We start from the raw sequence: 23,908 nt of genomic DNA on the forward strand, positions 1-23,908 counted from the left end.
CGCGGCGCCATGACGCCGACGACCGGTTTTCCTTGACGCAAGCGCCGATTTGTGGCCTTTCGCCCGGGTCGGAGAGCGCAATGAACATCCACGACATTCCAAGTTCCAACGAGGCGAAGGTCCGCTATCTGGACGCCGATTTCCGGGTCATCACACCGGGCACCTTCGTGCGCTGCGCGATCACCGGCACGCCGATCCCGATCGATGAGCTGAAATACTGGAGCGTGGCGCGCCAGGAAGCCTATGTCGACGTCAAGGCATCGCTTCAGGCCGAACGGGAAGCCGGCGCGCTGCCGACGCAATCGCGCTAACGTTCAAGTCTCCGCTGCTGGTAGCGCCGCTCTGTGGCGGTGATGATCGCGTCCATGTCGGCGGCGGTCTCAAATGTCAGGGCGACGGGCAGCACATGGGTGCGTGCGCGCAGTTCGGCCAACGGCCCTTCCCGATGCGACAGGCGCACCGCGTCCTTTTCGGTCGTCACCAGTTCCAGCCCCTCGGCATCGGCCTTGCCGATCAGCGCGCGCGCATCGGCGTCGGTGAACATGTGATGATCGCCGAAGGAGCGTGTGGCCGCCAGCATGCAGCCATAATGGTGCAGCGTCTCGTAGAACTTGCCCGGATCGCCGATGCCGCAATAGGCCAGCACCTGGCGGCCCGAGATCGCCCGCACATTGGCCGGCCGCAGATGGGCCTGCATGACCGGCTTGCCGGCGCGGGCGGCGGCACGGATGACCCGGTCGCCGCGATCGCCGTCTCCAATGCGCAATACGGCATCCGCCAGCCGCATCTGGTCCCGCAGCGGCGCGCGCAGGGGACCTGCGGGAATGACGCGGCCATTGCCGATGCCGCGCCGCGCATCGAGCGTGATCAGCGCATAGTCCATGTGCAGCGACCGGCTCTGGAACCCGTCATCCATGATGATGAAGTCCGCGCCGTCATCGATCAGCGCCTGGGCGCTGTGGGCCCGGTTGGCGCCGATCACCGTGGGCGCGGCGCGCGCCAGAAGCAGCGCCTCATCGCCGACCGAACGCGCCGTGTCGAGCTCCGGATCGACGCGATGCGGCCGCACATGCCCGCCGCCATAGCCGCGCGAGACGATGCCCGGCCGGTAGCGGTGTTTTTCGGCGGCCTTGGCGATGGTGATGGCGGTCGGTGTCTTGCCGGTGCCGCCGACCGTCAGATTGCCGATGCACAGGACCGGCGCATTGACCCGTGCGGCGACATCGCGATCCATCCGGCGCCGCGCGACCGCGCCATAGACGAGAGCCGCCGGCGCCAGCAGCCGGGCGTTGAAACCGGGCTTTTCGTACCAGAAGGGCGGCGCCTCGTTACCAGCCAAACCGGGCCCCGCCATTGGCCACAGGCATACGATCGGCGTCGCCTTCCTCACCGGTCCGACCGGACGGCGACAGGCTGGCCTTGACGACCAGCGGCTGAATGTAGGGGTTCAGCGTCTGCCAGGTGCGTTCCAGCGCACCCTCCATGTCGGCGACCACGCCCTGGCCGGCGGCGGCCATGGCATCGCACATCGCCTCGTTCGCCAAAAGGAAATTGACCGCCTTGGCCAGCATCATCTCGTCATCGACGACGCGGGCGGCCCGGGCCTGCTGAAACCGTCCGTAGACTTCCTCGAAGTTGGACAGGTTGGGACCGGCGAGCACCGCGCATCCCAGCATGGCGGGCTCGAGCGGGTTCTGCCCCCCCTCGGCAGTCAGCGAACGGCCGACGAAGGCTATCTTGCCCATGCGCAGGTAGAGCCCCATCTCGCCGATCGTGTCGCCCAGAAAGATGTCGGCCGCATCGGTGGGAAACTTGTCGTGTGTCCGCCGGACGACGGTCAGGCCCATCTCGCCGATTGCCGCCGCCAGTTCGTCGGCGCGCGTCGGATGGCGCGGCACGATGACGGTCAGAAGCCCGGGCCAGCGCTTTTTGAGCATGGCATGCACGCGGGCGGCGGCCAGTTCCTCGCCGTCGTGGGTGGAAACGGCAAGCCAGACCGGCCGGTTCTGGATACGGGCGCGCATCTGCGCGAAAACGCCGGGATCGACGGGCGGCACCGGAACATCTGCCTTCAGATTGCCCGAGACGGTGACCGGCCGGGCGCCCAGCGCACGGAACCGCTCGCCATCCCGCTCGGTCTGGGCGGCAACGTGCGAGAGGTTCTCGAACAGGGATTCGGCGAGCGCGAGCCGGCTCTTCCAGCGCCTGAACGAGCGGTCGGACATGCGGCCATTGATCAATACCTGCGGAATGCGCCGCGCACCCAGTTCGAGGATGGTCATCGGCCAGATCTCGGATTCGGCGAAGACCGCCAGATCGGGGCGCCAATAGTTGAGAAAGCGGCTGACGGCGGGTTTGAGGTCAAGCGGCACATATTGATGGATGACCTCGTCGCCGAACCGTTCGCGGGCCAGCGCCGCCGAGGTGACGGTTCCGGTCGTCAGCACCACCGGAACGCCGCGCTCGCGAAGCCGCCCGATCAGGCCGGAAACCGCGCCCGTTTCGCCGACGGAGACCGCATGCACCCAGACCAGCGGCCCGTCGGGACGCTTTTCCGACGGCCGGCCGTAGCGCTCGCCGCGCCGGTCGTGCTGCTCCTTGCCGCGCGTGGCGCGCATGCCGACATAGACGCCCATGAACGGATAGGCGGCCATGCCGGCCCAGCGATAGGTCTGAAGCGCCAGTCGCGCCCAGCGTTCGCTCATCGTCTCATACCCGCGTCCGCGCCCTTGTGCCCTTGTTCCTCATGCGCCCCTGTCGTCCCGATACGTCAGGCCGCCGGACAATGCGGCGACCGAGCCTGATGGCCGACCATGGCGACATTCGGACCGGCGCACCGAGCTCCTGCCGCCGCATCCGCTCCGCTATTGCTTGTCCGGCTCCAGCAACCGGTGCAGATGCACGACGAAATAGCGCATATGCGCATTGTCGACGGTCATCTGCGCCTTGGCCTTCCACGCGGCGACCGCGCTGGCATAGTCGGGAAAAATGCCGACCACGTCCAGCGCTTCCAGATCGCGGAAGCGGATGCCGTCGGGCGATTCCAGTTCGCCGCCGAACACAAGGTGCAAGAGCTGTTTGTCCTGAGTGCTTTCGGACATGGGGTGTCTGCCTTTCGCTGTGCGAACCGGGCCGGAAACTGGCGCCTGATTATCCGAAGCCGAGATCGCCGACAACTCCCAACATCGCCGCCTTCAGGTCGGGATGAGAGGCGACCAGCGTGCCCTTGAGCGGATCGGCGCCATTGAGCGTCACATCGGCGCCCTTGCCGTCGGTGAAGACCCCGCCCGCCTCGGTCAGGATGAGCGCGGCGGCGGCGATATCCCAGTCGGAGGCGAACGGCTTGACGAAACTTCCGTCCATCGCGCCGCTTGCGACCATCGCCAGCCGGTATGCCAGCGAGGGAACGTGGCTGTGCCGGCGCGCACGGGCCGCGCCCGAAGCGTTCAGCCGGTCGACAAGGGCGCGAGGCCCGCCGATCAGCAATTCCGCGCCCGGACGGGCGACGCGGATCGACCGGCCGTTCCGGTGTGCGCCGCCGCCGGCGGTGGCGCTGATCGTCTCGCCGAGGGCGGGGCATTCGAGCACACCGGCAACGGGCTTGCCCGCCTCCACAAGGCCGACCGAGATGCACCAGACGGCGTGGCCGGCAATGAAGGCCCGGGTGCCGTCGATCGGATCGGCGATGAAAGTGCGCGGCGCGGCCATCCGGCCCGGCACGTCGCTGTCGGCCGTTTCCTCGGACAACCAGCCATAGCCCGGCCGGGCCGCCAGAAGCGTTTCGCGCAGATAGCGGTCGACCGCATAGTCGGCCTTGGTCACCGGAGATTCGCCGTCCTTCAGCCGAACGTCGAGATCGCTGCCGCCGAAATACTGCATCGCCATGGCCCCGGCCTTGCGGGCCGTCCCGGCGATGAGCGCGAGTTCGTCGGCCAGGGCGGGAAGCGGTTCGGATGCGTTTGCGGGGGCCGCCACGGCCGGTCAGGTCCCGGCCAGTGTCATGGAGGGAACAGCCAAAGTCGGCGCGGCGGTCGAAAAGGCGCGGTCGAGATCGTTCGCCGGCACCATGGTCAGGAACATGTCGGCGAGATTGCCGGCGATCGTCACCTCGGAGACGGCGAAGGTCGGCTCACCGTTCTCGATCCAGAAGCCGGACGCGCCGCGGCTGTATTCGCCGGTGATCAGATTGACGCCCTGGCCGAACACCTCGGTGACGTAAAAGCCCGTGCCGGCATCACGGATCATCTGCTCGGGCGAAACGGTACCCGGCTCGATGGAGAGGTTGGTCGAGCCCGCATTGACGGTGGTGCCGCCGCGCACGCCGCGGCCGTTTGTCTCAAGTCCGAGTTCGCGGCCGATGGCGGTCGACAGGAACCAGTGCTTGAGCACGCCGTTCTCGACCATGGTCAGCGGGCTGGCGGCAACGCCCTCACCGTCGAACAGGCGCGAACCGGCGCCGCGCGGCCGGTGCGGGTCGTCGACCACCGTGATGGCGGGATTGGCGATCGCTTCGCCCATCTTGTCGCGCAAAAACGTCGATTTGCGGGCCACCGACGCGCCGTTGATGGCGCCCGACAGGTGTCCGAGGATCGACCGCGCGACGCGCGGGTCGAAGATCGCGGTGACTTTGCCGGTCGGCATCTTGCGCGGATTGAGCCGCCGGACGGCGCGCTCGCCGGCCTTGCGGCCGATTTCCGCAGCCGGATCGAGATCGGAAAAGTGCGTGCGGCTCGAGAACTCGTAATCGCGCTCCATCGCCGTGCCTTCGCCGGCGATCACCGACACTGACCGGCCGAACCGCGAGCCGCGATAGGCGCCCGAAAACCCGTCGGACGTGACCAGGACGAAGCCGGCCTCGCCCGCCGAGGCAGAACCGCCGGACGAATTGGTCACGCCCTTGACCGCAAGCGCCGCCGCTTCGGTCTCCAGCGCATCGTCGGTCAGGCGCTGCGGCGACACCTCGGTTGCATCAAAGAGGTCGAGGTCGGGCATCTGCCGCGCCAGACGATCCGGATCGGCCAGACCGTTATAGGGGTCGTCGGGCGACACTTTCGCCATCGCCACCGCGCGCTCGGCAAGCTGGTTGGCGTCGGCCGTCGCCGCCGCCGAGACGCTTGCCACCCGCCGGCCGACGAAGACACGCAATGAAAGGTCGTCGCTCTCGGACGAATCGGTGCCCTCGACCTTGCCGTTGCGCACGGTCACGGCCCGCGACCGCGAACGCACCGAAACGGCGTCGGCCGCATCGGCACCGGCACGCTTGGCGGCGTCGACGAGCGCCGATGCGCGGTCGAGCAGTGTCTGGCTGTGATCATCCATCGGTCTGTTCCGGGATTGCGCACGGCGGCGGGCGTACCGCCCTCGACGTGCCGCAACGGCGTTGTTTTCATTTGTCGGCGCTTCATCTATTGCTGATGCGAACGTTCATCAAGGCCGGCTGCGGTCTTGACGCCCCCGATTGACGGAACAGGACATGGCCGGCGGCGCAACACCGGGTTTTTACAGCGAGGCGATCATCCTTCTGGGCGGTGCCGTCGTCGCCGCGCCGCTGTTCAAGCGGCTCGGTCTCGGCACGGTTCTGGGCTATCTGGCCGCCGGCGTCGTGATCGGTCCCCTGCTGGGGCTTTTCGCCGATGCCGAAGCGGTCTTCCAGGTCGCCGAATTCGGCGTCGTCCTGCTGCTGTTCGTCATAGGGCTAGAACTCAAACCATCGCGGCTGTGGTCGATGCGGCGGTCGATCTTCGGCCTGGGCGCCGCGCAGGTCGTGCTCACCGGCCTTGTTCTGTGTGCGCTCGCCATGGTGCTGACCCCGTTCAGCCTGTCGGCGAGCCTCGTCATCGGTTTCGGCCTCGCCCTGTCGTCGACCGCCTTCGCATTGCAGATCCTCGAAGAACGCGGAGAGATGAGCCGCCGCCACGGGCAGAAATCGTTCGCGATCCTGCTGTTCCAGGACCTTGCGATCGTTCCCTTGCTGGCCATCATTCCGCTTTTGGCGCCCGGCGGCGCCGATGCGGGCAATATGAACGCGCTGAATTTCGCCCTCGCCATCGGTGCCGTAGCGGTGCTGATCGCCGCCGGGCGCTACCTGCTCAACCCGCTGTTCCGGATCATCGGCAACACCGGTGCGCGCGAAGCGATGATCGCCACAGCGCTGTTCGTCGTCCTCGCCTCGGCCATGCTGATGCAGGTGGCCGGCCTGTCGATGGCCATGGGCGCGTTCATCGCCGGCGTGATGCTCGCCGAGTCCTCCTACCGGCACGAGTTGGAAGCCGACATCGAGCCGTTCCGCGGCCTGCTGCTGGGCTTGTTCTTCATGGCGATCGGCATGAGCCTCGATCTGGGTGTGCTGCTGCGCGAATGGCTGGTCATCCTGATCGCGGTGCCGCTTGTGATGGCGATCAAGGCGGCGATCATCTACGGTCTGTGCCGGGCATTCGCCACTCCGCACGACGTCTCCGTGCGCACCGCGCTTGTGCTGCCGCAGGGCGGCGAGTTCGGGTTCGTGATGTTCTCGTCGGCCGTCGCCTTCGGCATTTTCGACGGCCAGACATCGTCCATCCTGATCGCCATCGTGACGCTGTCGATGGCGCTGACGCCGATCAGCGTCGCGCTGGGGCCGCTGCTCTATGACGACGACAAGCCCGAGCAGATGGACGAGGATTTCGCCGGCGCCGACCGCGGCGCCGACGTGCTGATGGTCGGTTTTTCGCGATTCGGGCAGGTCGCCTCGCAAATCCTTCTGTCGGGCGGCTCCGACGTTACCATCATCGATCATTCCGCCGACCGTGTGCGAGCCGCACAACGCTTCGGCTTTCGCATCTATTTCGGCGACGGCACCCGCAAGGACGTCCTGGAAGCGGCCGGCATCAAGCGGGCCAAGATCGTTGCCGTCTGCACGCAGAAAAAGGACGTCACCGACCAGATCGTCGCCCTGATCCAGCGCGAATATCCCGAGGCACGCCTGTTCGTGCGCGCCTATGACAGGGCGCACACGCTGGAGCTGCGCGCCGGCAATGTCGAATATGAGCTGCGCGAGACGTTCGAATCGGGCCTCGTCTTCGGCGCCCGCACGCTGCAGGCGCTGGGCGTTTCCGAAGATGCCGCCTCGGAAATCCGCGACGATGTGCGCAAGCGCGACGAGGAACGGCTGCGCATCCAGGCGGTCGAGGGCATCTATGCGGGCGGCCACATGCTGCACACCGAGCCGGTGACGCCCGAGCCCCTGACCAAGCCGACGCGCGAGGCCAAAGTCATCTACACCGACCAGAGCGACACGCCCGACCGCGAGGAGACCACCGAACCATCATGACCGCGCCCCTGACACCTTTCCACCTGGCCTTTCCGGTCACCGACCTTGAAAAGACACGCGCCTTCTATCGCGATGTGCTCGGCTGCACCGAGGGCCGCTCGTCGGATCACTGGATCGACTTTTCACTGTTCGGCCACCAGATCGTCGCGCATCAGCGCGATGCGCCCGCCGGCGAAAGCAAGACCCATGTCGACACGATCGACGTGCCGGTGCCGCATTTCGGCGTCGTGCTGCCGATCGACGACTGGCGCGCATTGGCCGGCCGGCTGGAGGCGCGCGGCGATATCGACTGGATCGAGAAGCCGCTGACGCGCTTTGCCGGCCAGCCGGGCGAGCAGGCCACCCTGTTCATCCGTGACCCGTCGGGCAATGCGCTCGAATTCAAGGGCTTTGCCTCGATGGAGTCCCTGTTCGCGACATGAGCGAGGCGCGGGCCGGCGAGGCGAAGTTCCTGACCGGTCCGACCATGGGTCATGTTGTGACGATGACCGCCACCGGCTCGATCGGGCTGGTGGCGATCTTCATCGTCGATGCGCTCAACCTGTTCTACATCTCGCTTCTGGGACAGGAGGAACTGGCCGCCGCCATCGGCTATGCCGGCACGCTGATGTTCTTTGCAATCTCGGTGGCGATCGGCATGACGATCGGAGCCAGCGCGCTTGTCGCGCGGGCGCTCGGCGCCGGCGACCGCGAGCGCGCGGCGCGCAATGGCGGCGCGGCGCTGTTGTTCATCGGCCTTTCGATGACCGCGATCGCCGCGCTGATCTGGCCCAATCTCCATTTTCTGACCGGGCTTCTGGGCGCGCGCGGCGAAACCCAGGCGATTGCCGTCGGCTTCCTGCAAATCGTCGTTCCGTCGACGCCGGCGGTGGCCATCGGCATGGGCGCGGCTGGCATATTGCGCGCCGTCGGCGACGCAAGGCGGGCCATGTATGTGACGCTGATCGGCGGCGCGATCTCGGCGGCGCTCGACCCGGTGTTCATCTTCGGGCTCGATCTGGGCGTGACCGGCGCCGCGATCGCCACCGTGATCTCCCGCTGCGCCATTCTGGCGATCGGACTTCACGGCGCGATCGTGGTGCATAATCTGGTCCGCCTGCCGGACCCGGCGACCCTGACGGGCATCGCCCGGCCGTTCCTTCTGATCGCCGGCCCGGCGGTGATGACACAGCTCGCAACGCCGGTCGGCAACGCCTACGTGACCGCGCAGATCGCGCAATTCGGCGACGATGCGGTGGCCGGATGGGCGGTCATCGGTCGGCTGATCCCGGTGGCGTTCGGCGCGGTCTTCGCGCTTTCGGGCGCGGTCGGGCCGATCCTGGCGCAGAACCTCGGCGCCCGGAAATATGACCGGCTGCGCTCGGCGATGCGCGACGCGCTGATCTTCACCATCATCTATGTCCTGTCCGTCTGCGCCGCGCTGGCGATCTTCGCCGAGCCTATTGCGGATCTCTTCGGCGCGACCGGACAGGCGCGCGAACTGATCGTCTTCTTCTGCCTGTTTGCGGCGATCAGCTTTCTGTTCAATGGCGGGCTGTTTGTCGCCAATGCCGCCTTCAACAATCTGGGCTACGCGCTCTATTCGACCATGTTCAACTGGGGCCGCTCGACGCTCGGCGTGATCCCGTTCGTCTGGGCCGGCGCAAAGCTCTACGGCGCGACCGGCGCGATCGCCGGCTGGGCGCTGGGCGCGGTGGTCTTCGGCATCGCCTCGGTGATCGTCTGTTTCAGGGTGATCGCCACGATCGAGCATCGCGACGATGCCGAACCGCCGACGGGGCCAGTGCCGCCGACCGCACAGTCGCCGTTCACCAGCGCCAAGGGCGCGACATTGGGGTAGAGCGACGCGCTATCCGTGCCGGACGCCGGCGGGGTCCATCTCCCAGGCGGCGATCGCCGCTTCCAGCTTCTGGCGGAACTCGTCGCGCACGGTCGCCGTCGCATCGAGGATCTGCTGCGCCTTGAGAAAGTCCAGAACGCGGAAGCGCGAGACAGGCGGACGGATGAAGACATCGGGCGGGCCGACCATCAGCTTGAGCTGAAGGATCGACTGCATCATCAGCTGCGAGACGCCGTAAAGACTGTCGATGGTCGTCGGCGGCTTGGACGGGTCCCCCTGCGGGGCGCCGACCACATCGATGCCGATCACGATGTCCGCCTTGCCCATCAGATGGTCGTAGGGCACCGGATTGAACAGGCCGCCATCGACATAGATGCGCCCGTCGCGGCGAACCGGCTTGAAGATCGCAGGGATCGCCGCGGACGCTGCGATCGCCGAATAGAGATCGCCGCTCTCGAAAAAGGTCTGGCGATGGCCGTAATAGTCGGTGGCGACGATCGACAGAGGGATCTCCAGCGCATCGAAATCCTCGGCGATCTCGGGCGGCAGGAACGTCCTGACGATCCGCTCGACATTGAACTGACCGAACCGGAAGCCGCCATCGACGAGTTCGCTGAGCCGCGCCGGCCGCGTCTGCCAGAACTTGCCCATCACTTCGGTGCGGTTGCCGGCCAGCTTGAGCGTGTAGTCGCGAATGTCGCGGCCGGACATGCCCGAGGCCATGCCCGCGCCCATGATCGCACCGATCGAGGCGCCGCTGATCGCCACCGGACGGATGCCCATCTCCTCGAGCACCTCGATGATGTGGATATGCGCATAACCGCGTGCGCCGCCGCCGCCGAAGGCGATCGCGACGGTCGGGCCGCTTTGCGCCGACGGCACCTGCCCGGGTCGCACCTCGTCGATGGTCGCGCTCATGATGGCTCTCCAGCCGCGATGAAGTTCAGGGCGGTGTCGCCCGTGCGCCGGCGGTCGAGCATCGTCAGGCCGTCCGGCAGCGCGATGGCGGCCGCCGCCGTCTCTTCTAGCACGATCAGCGCGCCGGGGGACAACCAACCGCCGTGCAACATCGCCGCAAGCGCCTTGTCGCCCAACCCCTTGCCATAGGGCGGGTCGGCGAAGACCAGATCGAACGGCGCCATAGTACCGATCGGTCCCAAGCGCGTCGCATCGCGCTTGAAAAGCTTCGCGGCGCCCTGAAGGCCGAGATCATGCATCGTCTTGCGGATCAGCCCGCGCCCCTCGACGGACGGTTCGACGAACAGGGCGAAGGCCGCGCCGCGTGACAGGGCCTCGAACCCCAGCGCGCCGGTACCGGCAAACAGATCGAGGACGCGGGCACCCTCGAGCTTGCCGGCGGGATTGTGCGCGATGATGTTGAACAACGCCTCGCGCGCCCGATCGGTCGTCGGCCGGATCGCCATGGCGCCGGATTTCGGCGCGGCGATGGCGCGGCCGCGCAACCGTCCGCCGACGATCCGCACCGGTCAGCCCTTGTCCGGTTTGCCGGGCTTGCGCGGGCCGGCGGGTTTCGGGCCGCCCTTTGACGGTTTGCGCTTGCTCTCCGGCCGGGCGCCGGGCGCCATCCACACGTTCGACGAGCGGTTGGCACGGTGCTTCGGCTTGCCGCCTTCGTCCTTGTCCGTACCGGGCGCCTTGGTCGACCAGCGGTCCCGCACCCGTTCGCGGCGGTCGCCGGCCTTCTCGAAGCGCTTGCCGCCCGATGCGGGCCCACCCTTGTCCGGCTTGTTGGCGTCGCGCGTGCCCGACACCCAGTCGCCATCCTTGCGGACCGTCATCGTACGCGTCTCGCCCTCTCCATCGCCGGCCCTGACGGGGCGGTTGGGAAACGAGCGCAGCACGGGCGCATCGAAATCGGCGCCGGACTCCTCGATAAGCCGCGCGCCGAGCTGGTCGCGCAGCGTCTTGCCCTTGACCTCGAGCACCGCGCCTTCTTCGAGCGCGCCCAGCTGGAACGGACCGTATGAGATGCGGATCAACCGGTTCACCTCGAGCCCGAGCGCGCCGAGCACATTCTTGACCTCCCGGTTCTTGCCCTCGCGCAGGCCCATCTCGATCCAGACATTGGAGCCCTGCTCGCGCTCCAGCGTCGCCTCGATCGCGCCATAGAAGACGCCATCGACGGCCATGCCCTCCTTGAGATCGTCGAGCCGTTTCTGGGTGATCCGGCCATGGGCGCGCACGCGGTAGCGGCGCAGCCAACCGGTCTGGGGCAGTTCGAGCGTACGGGCCAGGCCGCCATCATTGGTCAGAAGCAGCAGCCCCTCGGTGTTGATGTCGAGGCGGCCAATGCTGACCACGCGCGGCAGATCGCCGGGAAGGCGCTCGAACACGGTCGGACGGCCCTCGGGATCGCGGTTGGACGTCACGAGGCCGGCCGGCTTATGATAGAGCCACAGCCGCGTCCGCTCGACCTGGGGGATCGGCTTGCCGTCGATCTCGATCCTGTCCTCGGCGGTGACATTGACGGCAGGACTTGTCAGCACCTTTCCGTTGACCGAAATGCGGCCGTCGGCGATCAGCCCTTCGGCCTGGCGGCGGGAGGCCACACCGGCGCGCGCCAGACGCTTGGCGATCCGCTCTTCGGGGCGCGCCGTCTCCGGAATTTCGGCGGGCGCGGGATCGGGCCTCGGCTCGACACGCGGCGGGCGGTCCCGTTCCTTGCGCGGACCGCCGGGTTTGCCGCCCGCAGGCACGGTGCTGCGCGGCGCGGATTTGTAGCCGCGGCTGTCGCGGGACGGCGCATCGCCGCCGGCGTCGTTTCGCGGGCGCTTGGGGCCGCCGCCGGGCCGGTCCTTGAAGCCGCGGCTCTTCATGGGCTTGCCGCCCGCCGGGCGTTTGCCGCCGGATCTCTTGTCGTCAGCACTCATTTGGTGTTTTTGCCTTGTGTCGGCGCGTGATTACCAGCTTGGCGCGCCACGCGCGAGAGAAAGTTGCCGCCTGTGCCCGCCAGACCGTCACCACACATGCAGGCCGCCCTGGACGAGGCGCGCGCCGCCGCGGAGCGCGGTGAGGTGCCGGTCGGCGCGGTGATCGTCAAGGACGGCGAGATCATCGCCCGCGCCGGCAACCGGCCACGCGAGACGAACGACCCGAGCGCCCATGCCGAGATGCTGGCGATCCGCGGGGCCTGTTCGGCGCTCGGGCAGGAGCGGCTGACCGGCTGCGACCTCTATGTCACGCTGGAGCCGTGCACGATGTGCGCGGCGGCGATCTCTTTTGCGCGCATCCGGCGGATTTATTTCGGCGCGACCGATCCCAAGGGCGGCGCGGTGATCTCCGGCGTGCGCTTTTTCGAGCAGCCGACCTGCCACCATGCGCCGGAGGTCTATCCGGGGATCGGTGAAACCGAAGCGGCCGGCCTGCTCAAGCGGTTCTTCGCCGAACGGCGGACCTAGCGGACCGTTCTAGAACGGCAGGAAACGGCGCCAGCCGGTCTTTTCACCCTGGGCACGCTTGGCCGCGCGCTCCTTTTCCGATTCCGTCGGTCCAAGATCGCCATAGGCGGCGGTTTCGGCGGGCTGGCGGTATTCAACCGGCGGATCGGTCAGATAGACCCGGCGCACGGCGCTCGCCTGCACGCGATCCGGCCCCTCGGAAGCGCCAATCGCCTCGGCGTCGCGCCGGTTGGCGATGAAATTGGGATCGCGGAGGCCCTCATCGGCTTCGCGGCGCACCCGCGCGCGCTGCTCTTCGGGGCTTTCGGGCCACTGACCGGAGGCGGTGGCAATGCTCTCCTGCGGCGGCGGCAGATTGTTCGGATCGGCCGGACGGACGATGTCCGGGCGCGGCGTATAGTTGATCCGCGGGGGCGGCGTGCGATCGCCCAACGAGATCGCATTGTTCAGATCGTCGAACAGCTGGTCAGTCGCGGTGACACCGGTGCCGTAGGTCGGGCCGAAACAGCCGGCCAAGGCTAGGCCGCCGGCGCAAACGAGCGCCATCGACCCGGTCGAACGAAGAACTTTGTTTGACATCACTGACCCTATCGGTTTGGCGCCGCCTGATCGGGCGGACACCCGCCGAACCCTCGCCCCGAGCGCGCCATGCACGCCAAATCCGGCGATTTCGTGAAGCGCGTCTATCACATCGGCACGGACGAGGTAAATCGCCACGGTTAACGATGGTTAACCATGGCGATCGTACCGTCAAAGCCGCCCGAGATCGCGCAATTCGTGCAGGGCACGGGCATCGCGGGCGGACACGTCCGGAAACTCCGGATCAGAACCGACATCGCGCGTCACCCGCCAGGAGCGGGCGCATTTGGTGCCTTCCGCCATGGCCGGGACCACCGCGACGCCGGTAACCTCATCGAGGGTAAAGGCATCCGCCGGCGGCGCATCGCTGCTGACGACGATGTCCGAGGTGATGGCGATTTCGGCCATGTCGAGCCCGTCGATCGCGTCCATCAGCCCTTTGTCGGTGACATGGACGACGGGCGCGGCCTCCAGCGACGAACCGATCCGCTTGTCGCGGCGCTCGATTTCCAGCGCGCCGGTGATGACGCGCCGCACCTTGCGCACCTTGGCCCATTTGTCGGCAAGCGCATCGTCACGCCACTGGTCCGGGCATTTGCGGAACTGTTCCAGATGCACCGATTCGGCATCGGGATAGCGGCTCAGCCAGGCTTCCTCCATGGTGAAGGGCAGCATCGGTGCCAGCCAGGTGACCAGCCGGTTGAACAGATGATGGACGACCTGAAGCGCCGCCCGGCGGCGTTGCGACGAGGGCGGATCGCAATAGAGCGCATCCTTGCGCACGTCGAAATAAAAGGCCGACAGCTCCAGAACCATGAAATCGAGTAGCGCGCGGGTGATGCGCTTGAAGTCGAACGCGTCATAGCCCTTGTCGACCAGCTTATCGAGTTCCCACAACCGGTGCAGGACCAGCCGTTCGAGCTCGGGCATGTCCTCATATTCGACGCTCTCGCCCTCGTCATGGGCGAGCGTGCCGAGCATCCAGCGCACCGTGTTGCGCATCTTGCGATAGGCATCGATGTTGGTCTGGATAACCGATTTGCCCAGGCGCTGGTCTTCCCAATAGTCGGTCGTCATCACCCAGAGGCGCAGAATGTCGGCGCCCGACTGGTTCATCACGTCCTGCGGGAAGACCTGGTTGCCGAGCGACTTCGACATCTTCCGGCCGTCCTCGGCCATGGTGAAGCCATGGGTGATGACCGTGTCATAGGGCGCGCGGCCGCGCGTGCCGCAGCTTTCCAGAAGCGAGGAATGGAACCAGCCGCGATGCTGGTCCGAGCCTTCCAGATAGACATCGGCGGGCCATTTCAGGTCGGGCCGGTCTTCCAGCGTGAAGGCATGGGTCGAGCCGGAATCGAACCAGACATCGAGAATGTCCATCACCTGATGCCATTTGGACGGGTCGTGCTCATTGCCGAGAAACCGTTCCTTGGCATCGTCGGCGAACCAGGCGTCGGCGCCCTCTTGTTCGAAGGCTTCGAGAATGCGCTTGTTGACGCCCTCGTCCTGCAGCACATTGCCGTCATCGTCCGCAAAGACGCAGATCGGCACGCCCCATGCCCTTTGCCGGGAGAGCACCCAATCGGGCCGGTCGGCGATCATGCCGCGAAGCCGCGTCTGGCCCGAGGCCGGCACGAAGCGCGTCTCGTCGATGGCCTTGAGCGCGCGGTCGCGGAGCGTGGTGCCGTCGCCAAGGTCCATGTCCATATGGACGAACCACTGTGGCGTGTTGCGGAAGATCACCGGCTTTTTCGAGCGCCAGGAATGCGGATAGGTGTGCTTGAGCCGGCCGCGCGCGAATAGCATGTCCCTGCCGATCAGCGCCTCGATCACCGCCTTGTTGGCGTCGCCCTTCTTGCCCTTGTCGTCGATGACGCGGGCGGCACCACCCTCGCGATCGGGGCCGAAGCCGGGCGCATCCTTGGTGAAATAGCCGGCATCGTCGATGGTGAAGGGGATGGCGGCGGAGATGCCGCGTGCTTCGAGAGCGCGGGCATTGTCCATCCAGGCGTCGAAATCCTCACGGCCATGGCCCGGCGCTGTGTGCACAAAGCCGCTGCCCGCGTCGTCGGTCACGTGCTCGCCGTCGATCAGCGGTACGGCAAACTTGTACCCGCCGCCAAAGCCCTTGAGCGGGTGTGCACATTCAAGGCTGGCAAGCTCGCCTGCGCCGATATCTCGGATGCGAGTGAACTCAAGCTTGGCTTTGGCGAAGCTCTCTTCTGCCAGCTCGTCGGCGAAGATCAGCTTCTCACCCGGACGCGGCCCAAAGTCGTTTTCGGCGGTAGTGACCTCGTAGAGCCCATAGCTGATCTTCTTAGAGAAACTGATCGCCCGGTTGCCGGGGATCGTCCAGGGCGTGGTTGTCCAGATCACCACAAAAGCGCCATGAAGATCCAGCTTCTCGGGGTCGGATTGTATGGTCATGGTCACCGGAAACTTCACCCAGACCGTGTCGGACTCATAATCCTGATACTCGACCTCGGCCTCGGCCAGCGCCGTGCGCTCGACCACCGACCACATGACCGGCTTGGAGCCGCGATAAAGCTGGCCGCTCCTGGCGAACTTCAGGAGTTCGCCGGCGATGCGTGCCTCGGCGTGGTAGTTCATCGTCGTATAGGGCTTGTCGAAATCACCCTCGATGCCCAGCCGCTTGAACTCGGCGGTCTGCACCTTGATCCAGTGGGCGGCGAAGTCGCGGCATTCCTTGCGGAACTCGTTGACCGGCACCTCGTCCTTGTCGCGGCCCTTGGCGCGATACTGCTCCTCGATCTTCCATTCGATCGGCAGGCCGTGACAGTCCCAGCCCGGCACGTAGTTGGAATCATAGCCGCGCATCTGGAACGAGCGGGTGATGACGTCCTTGAGGATCTTGTTGAGCGCGTGGCCGATATGGATGTTGCCGTTGGCATAGGGCGGGCCGTCATGCAGCACGAACTTCTCGCGGCCGGCAGCGTCCTCGCGAAGGCGTCTGTAAAGGCCCATCTCCTGCCAGCGGGCGACCAGTTCGGGCTCCTTCTTGGGCAGTCCGGCACGCATCGGGAAATTGGTCTGCGGCAGATAGAGCGTCTTTGAGTAATCGAGCGCCTCGACATTGTCGTTGGCGCTGCCTTTTTCGGTGGTCTGGGTCATCGTTTCATCGCGTCGTTTGGCGTCAAGCGCGGTGCGCGGCGCCGGTGAGGATCAGGTGAAGGCGGGCAGCCCCGCAAACGCATTCCCGGCCCCGCTACGCTGGGTCAGCGGCGGGCCGGGCCGGTAATTCGGAAAATGGCGCATACGCGTGTCGACATGGCCGTGCTTCTATCAATGGTGCGGTGCGAATGGAAGGCGCAATTCAGAAGACGCTTCTGTCCAGTTTGTCGTAGATGATGCGCTTCATCGCCGACGTGACAGGACCGGGCGCCAGCCGGCTGATGAGTGCGAAGATCGTCGCGCCGGCGCCGGGCGTGATCATCGCTCTGCCCTTTTGCGCGCCAGCCAGAATGCGCCGGGCCGCTTCGTCGGGCGGCATGCGCTTTGCGGCGTCGGCGCCCTCGGGCGCATGGCGTGCGGCATGGTCTGTGCGCAGCGGACCGGGACAGGCGACCGACACCGACACGCCATAGGCCTTCTTGAACGGCGCGCGGACCGACTTGGCATAGACGGCCAGCGCATCCTTGGACGCGCCATAGCTCGCCGCGCCCGGATAGCCGGTGAAGTGGCTAAGCGAGGAGACGAAGACGAGCCGCCCGCCCGGCGCCAGCGCGCCCGCCGCCGCAAGGCCTGCGCAGAGCACCATCGGCGCTTCGGTGTTGACCGCGAGTAGCCGTGCATAAGCCTCGGGCGGGATCGCCTCGAACGGGCCGGTGGCCGAAATGCCGGCATTGAGGACGATCCAACCGAACGGCCCGCGCCCCGCGAGGTCGCCAACAAGCGTATCGACGGCGCCGGGATCGGCAAGGTCACAGCGCAGATGGTCGAACGGCGCATCGGCGCCCGGCGCATCCCGGTCGATGCCTGTGACGGCGTACCCGCCGGCGGCAAGCTGCTCGGCAAAGGCGCGGCCAAGACCGGCGCTCGCCCCGGTCACAAGGGCTCTGCGTGCCGCGCTCACAGCTTTCCGCTCCACGCGGCGCGGCCGGTCCAGTATCGCCCGAAGGACAGGGTGACGGGCGAACGGCGCGCGGCGATCGCGCCTTCCAGCATCGCGGCCATGCGGTCCGCCGGTATGAAGATGTCGCGCAGGCGGCCAGGATCGTGCCCGGCCTTGGCGTGCATCTCCGTGCGGGTCGGGCCGGGATGGACGATCTGCACGGCAACGCGCCCGGACCACTCGGCTCGGAGCGCGCGCGCCAGCCCGTGCAATCCCGCCTTGGAGGCCGCATAGGCGGGAAACAGCCCCTGCCCTGTGTGCGCGACCGAGCCGACCAGCGTCAGCGTGCCGCCGGCCTTTTCCAGCCACGGGAACAGTGCACGCGCCAGAAGCACTGACGCCGTGAGATTGACGGCGAGCGTCTCGCGGATTTGCGCGGCGGACTCGATGCCGCCCTCGACCGCAAACCCGGTACCGGCGTTCAGGACGAGATTGTCGAGTTTCACCCAGCCGGCTTTCAACATCGCTTCCGCGATCGCTTGCGTTGCGGCCTCGGGATCGGTCAGCGGCGCATGGACGTAGCGCACGCCTTCGGGCAGCACGGGCAGCGCATCGGTATCGGCGCGACGGCCGGCCACGAGAATGTCGTGGCGGTCCGCCAGCCGCCTGACCAGTTCGAGGCCGATGCCGCTTGTGCCGCCGGTGACGACGATCCTGCGGCGCGCCTCCGCCATCTCAACCGCCGCCGAAGGTGAGCGTGGCATCGAGCGGCGACAGCGGCTCCACCGTGGCCAAGGTTTGGCGCGCGGACGCCTCGTCCCGCGTCATCTGCGCAACGAGGGTGTCGAGATCGTCGAACTTTTCCTCGCCGCGCTGGAAGGCGACGAGGCAGACCGTGCAGGTCTCGCCGTAAAGATCGCCATGGAAATCGAACAGGAAAGTTTCGAGCAGCGGCGCGCCGTTCTCGGTGACCGTCGGGCGGCGCCCGAAGCTGGCGACGCCGTCATGGATGGTGCCATCGGCGCGGATGAACCGCACCGCATAGATGCCATGGGCCAGCGGCGTCGTTTCCGGAAGCGCCATGTTGGCGGTCGGATAGCCGAGTGTCCGCCCCAATTGCTCGCCCTTGGCCACCTCGGCCCGCACCCGGTAGCGGTAGCCGAGCAGCCGGTTGGCGTCGTCCAGCCGGCCGGTCTGCAACTCGTCGCGGATGCGGCTCGACGAGATGACATGGATGTCGGTGTCGCGTTCGGCATCGACGAGGATGACATCAAAGCCGCGGTTCCTGCCGGCCTCCATCAGAAAGGCCGGTCCGCCCTGGCGCTTGGCGCCGAAATGAAAGTCGAAGCCGGTGACCACATGGCGCACGCCAAAACCGGAAACCAGAACATCGTCGATGAACTGGTCGGCGGTGAGCGCGGCGAAATCGAGCGTGAACGGCATTTCGACCACGGCATCGAAGCCGAGCGCCTCGAGGATTTCGGCCTTCATCGGCGCAGGCGTGATCCGCGCTGGCGCCCTGTCGGGCGTGAACACTGCGCGCGGATGCGGTTCGAAGGTCAGTACCGTCAGAGGCGTCGCATCGCGCTCAGCGGCCGCGCCCGCCGCTTCCAGCACCGCCTGGTGGCCGCGGTGTACGCCGTCGAAATTGCCGATGGCAACCGTTGCGCCGCGCAGACGGGCAGGCAGGCCGGCAAGGGACGAATGGCGCGCGATCATCGATTCGGCCTTTTTGGCGCGCGGGCGCCACGACATTTCAGGGTCGCCGGGCGCATGCGATTGACGGCCCCGACGGAGCCGCGAAAGTGCACACTTTGTGGACCGTTTCAAGCCTGCGCCGGGACCGCGAGACACGTTGCGGGGCGCCGTTCCGACAATTTGCTTCGCGGCGGCGGTTGCGGCACAGGCCCCACCGCGCAACGATGGTGTCGGGAGGAGTTGACCATGGCAACGCCGTTTCTTGCGCATCTCGAGGAAAGCCTTGCCGCAATGGAGGCCGACGGCCTCTTGAAGCGCGAGCGCGAGATCACCTCGCCGCAGGGCGGCCATATCGCCGTCGGCGACCGGGATGTCATCAATCTGTGCGCCAACAACTATCTCGGCCTTGCCGATCATCCGGCGCTGATCGGCGCCGCCAAGATGGCGATGGACGATCACGGTTACGGCATGGCGAGCGTGCGCTTCATCTGCGGCACGCAGGATCTGCACCGGGCGCTGGAGCGGCGTCTCGCGGCGTTCCTCGGCAAGGACGATGCGATCCTGTTTGCCGCCTGTTTCGATGCCAATGGCGGGCTGTTCGAGCCGCTGCTCGGGCCTGAGGACGCGATCGTCTCGGACGCGCTCAACCATGCCTCGATCATCGATGGCATTCGCCTGTGCAAGGCGAGGCGCTACCGCTACGCCAATTCGGACATGGACGATCTGGAAGCGCAATTGAAAGCGGCACGGGCCGACGGCGCGCGCTTCGTCATGATCGCCACCGACGGCGTCTTTTCCATGGACGGCTATCTGGCCCGGCTGCCTGAAATCGTGGCGCTCGCCGAACGCCACGATGCGCTGGTGATGGTCGACGATTGCCACGCCACCGGTTTCATGGGGCCGCAGGGGCGCGGCACGCACGCCCATTTCAACGTCGCCAATAAGGTCGATATCCTGACCGGCACGCTTGGCAAGGCGTTGGGCGGGGCGATCGGCGGCTACATTGCCGGCCCGCAGGCGGTGATCGGCATGCTGCGCCAGCGCGCCCGGCCCTACCTGTTCTCCAACTCGCTGCCGCCGGCGGTCGTCGCGGCGGGCATCGCCGCCATCGATCTGGTCGAAAAGGCCGACGATTTGCGCACGCAACTGTTCGGCAACACCGCCCATTGGCGCGCCGGGCTGACCGATCTGGGATTTGAGCTTTTGCCCGGCGAACATCCGATCGTGCCGGTGATGCTCGGCGAAGCCCGTCTGGCGCAGGACATGGCGGCGGCCCTGTTCGAGCAAGGCGTCTATGTTTCCGGCTTCTTCTTCCCTGTCGTGCCCAAGGGCAAGGCGCGCATTCGCACGCAGATGAACGCGGCCTTGTCGCGCGGCGATCTGGACACGGCGCTCGGCGCGTTCGAGCGGGCGGGCAAGGCGACGGGGGTGCTGTCATGACGGAGCGGCCCAACATGATGCGGGCGCTGGTCAAGGCCCATGCGGGTCCCGGCCTTGAGATGCAGCGCCTGCCGGTGCCGGAGATCGGGCCGGACGATGTCCTGATCCGCATCCGCAAGACCGGCATTTGCGGCACCGACATCCATATCTGGAACTGGGATGCGTGGGCAGAGAAGACGGTGCCCGTGCCGCTCGTCACCGGCCACGAGTTCGCGGGCGAAATCGTCGAGCTGGGCGCAAACGTGGACGATCTGGAAATCGGCCAGCGCGTGTCGGGCGAAGGCCATCTGGTCGGCAAGCACAGCCGGGCGAGCCGCGCTGGCCGGTTTCATCTCGATCCCGAAACACGCGGTATCGGTGTCAATGAACAGGGCGCCTTCGCCGACTATCTGCGCCTGCCGGCCTTCAACGTCGTGCCTCTGCCCGATGCGGTGTCCGACGATATCGGGGCGATCCTCGATCCGCTCGGCAATGCGGTGCACACGGCGCTGTCCTTCGATCTGGTGGGCGAGGATGTGCTGATCACCGGCGCGGGGCCGATCGGCATCATGGCCGGCGCGGTGGCCCGGCATATCGGCGCGCGCCATGTGGTGATCACCGATATCAATGAGGACCGGCTGGCGCTCGCAGGCCGGGTCGCGGACGTGGTGCCGGTGAACGTGGCCGAGACCGACCTCCAATCGGTCGCCGATGGTCTGGGCATGAAGGAAGGCTTCGATGTCGGGCTCGAAATGAGCGGATCGCAAGCCGCGCTCGACCAGATGGTCGAAGCCCTTGTGATGGGCGGCCACATCGCCATGCTCGGCATTCCGCCGGGCAAGTCGCCGGTCGATTGGTCCCGCATCGTCTTCAAGGCGATCACCATCAAGGGCGTATACGGCCGGGAGATCTTCGAGACCTGGTACAAGATGATCGCCATGCTGGAGAACGGGCTCGACGTGTCGCAAGTCATCACGCACCGCTTTTCCGCCGAGGATTTCAAGGACGGGTTCGCAATCATGCGTTCGGGCCAAAGCGGCAAGGTGGTGCTCGACTGGGGGTGAGGTTGCACGCTGTGCTATCAATCATGCATGGCGGCGCGAATCAGGGAAACCGAGCTCTACGCTCCCATCAAGCGGCTGCTTGAAGGCCAGGGCTATGAGGTCAAGGGCGAAGTCGGCGCGGCCGATATCGTCGCCGTGCGCGGCGACGAAGACCCGGTCATTGTCGAACTGAAAACCGCGTTCTCGCTGTCGCTTTTCCATCAGGCGATCGAGCGGCAGGCGATGACCGACCATGTCTATGTCGCCGTGCCGCGCGGCGAAGGCCGGCCGTTCCTGAAGGCGCTCAAGCAGAACCGCAAACTGTGCCGGCGGCTGGGCCTTGGCTTGATCACCGTGCGGCTGGCAGACGGGCTGGCCGAGATTCACGAAGACCCTGCCCCCTACCGGCCCCGGCCCTCAAGGCCGAAGAAGGCGCGGCTTCTCAAAGAGTTTGCGCGACGGGTCGGCGACCCCAACGAGGGCGGCATGACGCGGCGTACGCTGATGACGGCCTACCGGCAGGATGCACTGCGCTGCGCCCGGTGCCTTGGCGAGAACGGGCCGACCAAGGCGGCAGAGGTGGCGCGGCTGACCGGCGTCCGGCGCGCCCGCCCGATCATGTATGACGACCATTATGGCTGGTTCGAACGCGCCGGTACCGGCGTCTATACGCTCAGTCCGAAAGGCCGGGCGGCGCTCGATGCGCACGCGCCGGACATCGCAATTCTCATTGAAACCGTCGACGCCGCCGCGTCAATGCCCGCCGCCCAGTGACCCGATCCTGACGCCATAGTCGACCGCGACGCCGTAATCGGGATCGTCGTCGGAATCGACCATGAGCTGGCCGGCGCGGTTCAAAAGCTGATGACAGTCGCGCGACAGGTGCCGCAATTGCAGCGTCTTGCCGGCGGCCTCATACCGCGCGGCAATCTGCTCGATCGCCTGCAGGGCCGACTGGTCGGCGACCCGGCTGTTCATGAAATCGGCGGTGACGAGTACCGGATCGTTTTCCGGATCGAACAGTTCGACAAAGCCGTCGGCGGAGCCGAAGAACAGCGGACCCTCGATCTGGTAGGTCTTGGCGCCTTCGGGCGTGACGTGGGTCGTCGCGCGGATGCGCGTGGCGTTGCTCCAGGCATAGGCAAGCGCCGAGACGATGACGCCGACGATCACCGCGATGGCCAGGTCGGTCAGGACGGTGACGATGGTGACCAGAAAGATGACGAACGCGTCGGTCGCCGGGATGCGGCGCAAAATGGTCAGGCTCTGCCAGGCAAACGTGCCGATGACGACCATGAACATGACGCCGACGAGCGCGGCCAGCGGGATCTGCTCGATCAGCGACGAGCCGACGAGGATGAAGGCAAGCAGGAACAGCGCTGCCGAAATGCCCGACAGGCGCGTCCGTCCGCCCGATTTCACATTGATCATCGACTGGCCAATCATCGCGCAGCCGCCCATGCCGCCGAAGAAGCCGGTCACGGTGTTGGCCGTGCCCTGGGCGACGCATTCCTTGGATGCGCCGCCGCGCTGGCCGGTGATCTCGCCGACGAGGTTCAGCGTCAGAAGGCTCTCGATCAGTCCGATGGCGGCGAGGATCAGCGCATAGGGCAGGACGATCCGCAGCGTTTCGAGCGTCAGCGGCACGGCCGGCAGGTGAAACTGCGGCAGCCCGCCCTCGATCGAGGCGAGATCGCCGACGCGCGGCACATCGATGCCGAAGACGATGACCAGCGTGGCGACGACCGCGATGCCCGCGAGCGGCGCCGGCACCGCCTTTGTCAGTTTCGGCACGATCCAGATGAGCGCCATGGTGAGCGCGACGAGGCCCAGCATCAGGGCGAGCGGCCAGCCGGTCATCCAGACCTGGCCGCCGCCGGGCCCAGGCACCTTGAACTGGGTCAATTGCGCCATGAAGATGACGATCGCCAGCCCGTTGACGAAACCGAGCATGACCGGATGCGGCACCAGGCGAATGAACTTGCCGAGATGAAAAAGGCCGGCGAGGATTTGAATGATGCCCATGAGCACAACGGCGGCGAACAGATATTCGACGCCATGCTGGGCGACCAGCGACACCATCACCACGGCGAGCGCGCCCGTGGCGCCGGAGATCATGCCCGGCCGGCCGCCCATCACCGCGGTGATCAGGCCGACGATGAACGCCGCATAGAGCCCGACCAGCGGATGAACGCCAGCCACAAAGGCAAAGGCGACCGCTTCGGGAACGAGCGCGAGCGCCACGGTCAGGCCGGACAGAAGCTCGGTCTTGATGCGCGACGGCGTCAGCGCGGGCGGTGTGTGCGGGACAGTGTCGGCAAACGACATGCGCCCGGCCAGGGCTGCCAGGGTGGCTTTCATGAAACAAGCAATCCGGGGAAGGCGATCAGGGGATGTGCCCTCCTACAGCATCCTGTGTGCAATGCAACACAGGCTGGCGTCCGGCTGCCATGCAGATCTGCATGGCCAAGACGAGAAAGGCGGGGATCGCTCCCCGCCTTCAAAAGCTGATGCTGCAAGCCGGATGGC

The 23,908-nt window shown here is 66.6% G+C and carries 21 protein-coding genes and 1 pseudogene; 8 read left to right on the forward strand and 14 right to left on the reverse strand.

Annotated features, from left to right (window positions below; all coding sequences use genetic code 11):
• Window positions 1-80: 80 nt before the first annotated feature.
• Window positions 81-311, forward strand: coding sequence for a DUF2093 domain-containing protein (locus DEM25_RS03765; protein ID WP_109769334.1), 231 nt, complete (start codon window positions 81-83; stop codon window positions 309-311).
• On the opposite strand, the gene lpxK is transcribed toward DEM25_RS03765, so the two are convergent.
• From lpxK to DEM25_RS03790, 5 genes are all read right to left on the reverse strand, one after another.
• A complete protein-coding gene (gene lpxK / locus DEM25_RS03770; RefSeq protein ID WP_109769343.1) occupies window positions 308-1,339 on the reverse strand; it encodes a tetraacyldisaccharide 4'-kinase in 1,032 nt (343 codons plus the stop codon). The two genes, DEM25_RS03765 and lpxK, sit on opposite strands and share 4 nt — an antisense overlap.
• On the reverse strand, window positions 1,329-2,705 hold the full coding sequence (waaA, locus tag DEM25_RS03775; RefSeq protein WP_109769335.1) for a lipid IV(A) 3-deoxy-D-manno-octulosonic acid transferase: 1,377 nt from the start codon (window positions 2,703-2,705) through the stop codon (window positions 1,329-1,331). The genes lpxK and waaA overlap by 11 nt, the downstream gene beginning before the upstream one ends.
• 159 nt (window positions 2,706-2,864) lie before the next feature.
• Entirely contained in the window at window positions 2,865-3,101 is a 237-nt protein-coding gene (locus DEM25_RS03780; RefSeq protein WP_109769336.1) for a DUF4170 domain-containing protein, read from the reverse strand.
• 49 nt (window positions 3,102-3,150) lie between these two features.
• A complete protein-coding gene (locus DEM25_RS03785) occupies window positions 3,151-3,975 on the reverse strand; it encodes an inositol monophosphatase family protein (RefSeq protein ID WP_245412752.1) in 825 nt (274 codons plus the stop codon).
• 6 nt (window positions 3,976-3,981) lie between these two features.
• On the reverse strand, window positions 3,982-5,319 hold the full coding sequence (locus DEM25_RS03790) for a TldD/PmbA family protein (protein WP_120222627.1): 1,338 nt from the start codon (window positions 5,317-5,319) through the stop codon (window positions 3,982-3,984).
• A gap of 154 nt (window positions 5,320-5,473) precedes the next feature.
• Between DEM25_RS03790 and DEM25_RS03795 the strand changes: the two genes are divergently transcribed.
• Genes DEM25_RS03795 through DEM25_RS03805 form a run of 3 tightly spaced genes read left to right on the forward strand, consistent with a single transcriptional unit; the run spans window position 5,474 to window position 9,149 of the window.
• The gene (locus DEM25_RS03795; protein ID WP_109767871.1) at window positions 5,474-7,309 is read left to right on the forward strand and encodes a monovalent cation:proton antiporter-2 (CPA2) family protein; all 1,836 of its coding nucleotides are present in this window, start codon (window positions 5,474-5,476) and stop codon (window positions 7,307-7,309) included.
• Window positions 7,310-7,317: 8 nt separating this feature from the next.
• Window positions 7,318-7,731, forward strand: coding sequence for a VOC family protein (locus DEM25_RS03800; RefSeq protein WP_196780310.1), 414 nt, complete (start codon window positions 7,318-7,320; stop codon window positions 7,729-7,731).
• Window positions 7,728-9,149, forward strand: coding sequence for an MATE family efflux transporter (locus DEM25_RS03805; protein WP_245412753.1), 1,422 nt, complete (start codon window positions 7,728-7,730; stop codon window positions 9,147-9,149). The genes DEM25_RS03800 and DEM25_RS03805 overlap by 4 nt, the downstream gene beginning before the upstream one ends.
• A 9-nt stretch (window positions 9,150-9,158) precedes the next feature.
• On the opposite strand, the gene DEM25_RS03810 is transcribed toward DEM25_RS03805, so the two are convergent.
• From DEM25_RS03810 to DEM25_RS03820, 3 genes and pseudogenes are all read right to left on the reverse strand, one after another.
• Window positions 9,159-10,067: a patatin-like phospholipase family protein gene (locus tag DEM25_RS03810; protein WP_109767836.1), complete on the reverse strand. Its 909-nt coding sequence runs from the start codon at window positions 10,065-10,067 to the stop codon at window positions 9,159-9,161.
• Window positions 10,064-10,633, reverse strand: a complete 570-nt coding sequence (rsmD, locus tag DEM25_RS03815) for a 16S rRNA (guanine(966)-N(2))-methyltransferase RsmD (protein ID WP_109767835.1) — start codon at window positions 10,631-10,633, stop codon at window positions 10,064-10,066. The genes DEM25_RS03810 and rsmD overlap by 4 nt, the downstream gene beginning before the upstream one ends.
• Window positions 10,634-10,690: 57 nt before the next feature.
• Window positions 10,691-12,040: pseudogene (locus DEM25_RS03820) on the reverse strand (pseudouridine synthase); the annotation flags it as partial.
• 96 nt (window positions 12,041-12,136) lie between these two features.
• Between DEM25_RS03820 and DEM25_RS03825 the strand changes: the two are divergent.
• On the forward strand, window positions 12,137-12,568 hold the full coding sequence (locus tag DEM25_RS03825) for a nucleoside deaminase (RefSeq protein WP_109767833.1): 432 nt from the start codon (window positions 12,137-12,139) through the stop codon (window positions 12,566-12,568).
• A gap of 9 nt (window positions 12,569-12,577) precedes the next feature.
• Here DEM25_RS03825 and DEM25_RS03830 read toward each other — a convergent pair whose 3' ends face one another.
• From DEM25_RS03830 to DEM25_RS03850, 5 genes are all read right to left on the reverse strand, one after another.
• Complete coding sequence (locus tag DEM25_RS03830) at window positions 12,578-13,147, reverse strand: hypothetical protein (protein WP_245412754.1); 570 nt, start codon at window positions 13,145-13,147, stop codon at window positions 12,578-12,580.
• A gap of 171 nt (window positions 13,148-13,318) precedes the next feature.
• Window positions 13,319-16,279: an isoleucine--tRNA ligase gene (gene ileS / locus DEM25_RS03835; RefSeq protein ID WP_109767832.1), complete on the reverse strand. Its 2,961-nt coding sequence runs from the start codon at window positions 16,277-16,279 to the stop codon at window positions 13,319-13,321.
• A 202-nt stretch (window positions 16,280-16,481) separates the two neighbouring features.
• Window positions 16,482-17,216 carry an SDR family NAD(P)-dependent oxidoreductase gene (locus tag DEM25_RS03840; protein ID WP_245412755.1) on the reverse strand — a complete coding sequence of 245 codons (735 nt, stop codon included), beginning with the start codon at window positions 17,214-17,216 and terminating at the stop codon, window positions 16,482-16,484.
• 20 nt (window positions 17,217-17,236) lie between these two features.
• Entirely contained in the window at window positions 17,237-17,953 is a 717-nt protein-coding gene (locus tag DEM25_RS03845; RefSeq protein ID WP_109767830.1) for an SDR family NAD(P)-dependent oxidoreductase, read from the reverse strand.
• 1 nt (window position 17,954) lies between these two features.
• A complete protein-coding gene (locus tag DEM25_RS03850; RefSeq protein ID WP_439650648.1) occupies window positions 17,955-18,974 on the reverse strand; it encodes a bifunctional riboflavin kinase/FAD synthetase in 1,020 nt (339 codons plus the stop codon).
• 189 nt (window positions 18,975-19,163) lie between these two features.
• On the opposite strand from DEM25_RS03850, the gene DEM25_RS03855 reads away from it, so the two are divergent.
• The 3 genes from DEM25_RS03855 to DEM25_RS03865 are packed head-to-tail and all read left to right on the forward strand — an operon-like array spanning window position 19,164 to window position 22,153.
• Window positions 19,164-20,357 carry a glycine C-acetyltransferase gene (locus tag DEM25_RS03855; protein WP_109767829.1) on the forward strand — a complete coding sequence of 398 codons (1,194 nt, stop codon included), beginning with the start codon at window positions 19,164-19,166 and terminating at the stop codon, window positions 20,355-20,357.
• Window positions 20,354-21,400 (forward strand): L-threonine 3-dehydrogenase, encoded by a 1,047-nt coding sequence (gene tdh / locus DEM25_RS03860; RefSeq protein WP_109767828.1) that lies wholly within the window; start codon window positions 20,354-20,356, stop codon window positions 21,398-21,400. Before DEM25_RS03855 ends, tdh begins: the two co-directional genes overlap by 4 nt.
• A 27-nt stretch (window positions 21,401-21,427) precedes the next feature.
• A complete protein-coding gene (locus tag DEM25_RS03865) occupies window positions 21,428-22,153 on the forward strand; it encodes a DUF2161 domain-containing phosphodiesterase (protein ID WP_196780263.1) in 726 nt (241 codons plus the stop codon).
• On the opposite strand, the gene DEM25_RS03870 is transcribed toward DEM25_RS03865, so the two are convergent.
• Window positions 22,133-23,740, reverse strand: a complete 1,608-nt coding sequence (locus tag DEM25_RS03870; protein ID WP_109767827.1) for a SulP family inorganic anion transporter — start codon at window positions 23,738-23,740, stop codon at window positions 22,133-22,135. The genes DEM25_RS03865 and DEM25_RS03870 overlap by 21 nt on opposite strands.
• Window positions 23,741-23,908: the final 168 nt, after the last annotated feature.

Origin of the sequence: Oceaniradius stylonematis (genome assembly GCF_003149475.2) — a bacterium.
GTDB classification, from domain to species: Bacteria; Pseudomonadota; Alphaproteobacteria; order Rhizobiales; family Rhizobiaceae; genus Roseitalea; species Roseitalea stylonematis.

Excerpts from the sequence above, each read along its gene's own strand:
- DEM25_RS03765 (WP_109769334.1), top strand. The coding sequence starts at position 81 with ATGAACATCCACGACATTCCAAGTTCCAACGAGGCGAAGGTCCGCTAT.
- waaA (WP_109769335.1), bottom strand. The coding sequence starts at position 2,705 with ATGAGCGAACGCTGGGCGCGACTGGCGCTTCAGACCTATCGCTGGGCC.
- DEM25_RS03780 (WP_109769336.1), bottom strand. The coding sequence starts at position 3,101 with ATGTCCGAAAGCACTCAGGACAAACAGCTCTTGCACCTTGTGTTCGGC.
- DEM25_RS03790 (WP_120222627.1), bottom strand. The coding sequence starts at position 5,319 with ATGGATGATCACAGCCAGACACTGCTCGACCGCGCATCGGCGCTCGTC.
- DEM25_RS03795 (WP_109767871.1), top strand. The coding sequence starts at position 5,474 with ATGGCCGGCGGCGCAACACCGGGTTTTTACAGCGAGGCGATCATCCTT.
- DEM25_RS03805 (WP_245412753.1), top strand. The coding sequence starts at position 7,728 with ATGAGCGAGGCGCGGGCCGGCGAGGCGAAGTTCCTGACCGGTCCGACC.
- DEM25_RS03810 (WP_109767836.1), bottom strand. The coding sequence starts at position 10,067 with ATGAGCGCGACCATCGACGAGGTGCGACCCGGGCAGGTGCCGTCGGCG.
- DEM25_RS03825 (WP_109767833.1), top strand. The coding sequence starts at position 12,137 with ATGCAGGCCGCCCTGGACGAGGCGCGCGCCGCCGCGGAGCGCGGTGAG.
- DEM25_RS03830 (WP_245412754.1), bottom strand. The coding sequence starts at position 13,147 with ATGTCAAACAAAGTTCTTCGTTCGACCGGGTCGATGGCGCTCGTTTGC.
- ileS (WP_109767832.1), bottom strand. The coding sequence starts at position 16,279 with ATGACCCAGACCACCGAAAAAGGCAGCGCCAACGACAATGTCGAGGCG.
- DEM25_RS03845 (WP_109767830.1), bottom strand. The coding sequence starts at position 17,953 with ATGGCGGAGGCGCGCCGCAGGATCGTCGTCACCGGCGGCACAAGCGGC.
- DEM25_RS03850 (WP_439650648.1), bottom strand. The coding sequence starts at position 18,974 with ATGTCGTGGCGCCCGCGCGCCAAAAAGGCCGAATCGATGATCGCGCGC.
- DEM25_RS03855 (WP_109767829.1), top strand. The coding sequence starts at position 19,164 with ATGGCAACGCCGTTTCTTGCGCATCTCGAGGAAAGCCTTGCCGCAATG.
- tdh (WP_109767828.1), top strand. The coding sequence starts at position 20,354 with ATGACGGAGCGGCCCAACATGATGCGGGCGCTGGTCAAGGCCCATGCG.
- DEM25_RS03865 (WP_196780263.1), top strand. The coding sequence starts at position 21,428 with ATGGCGGCGCGAATCAGGGAAACCGAGCTCTACGCTCCCATCAAGCGG.
- DEM25_RS03870 (WP_109767827.1), bottom strand. The coding sequence starts at position 23,740 with ATGAAAGCCACCCTGGCAGCCCTGGCCGGGCGCATGTCGTTTGCCGAC.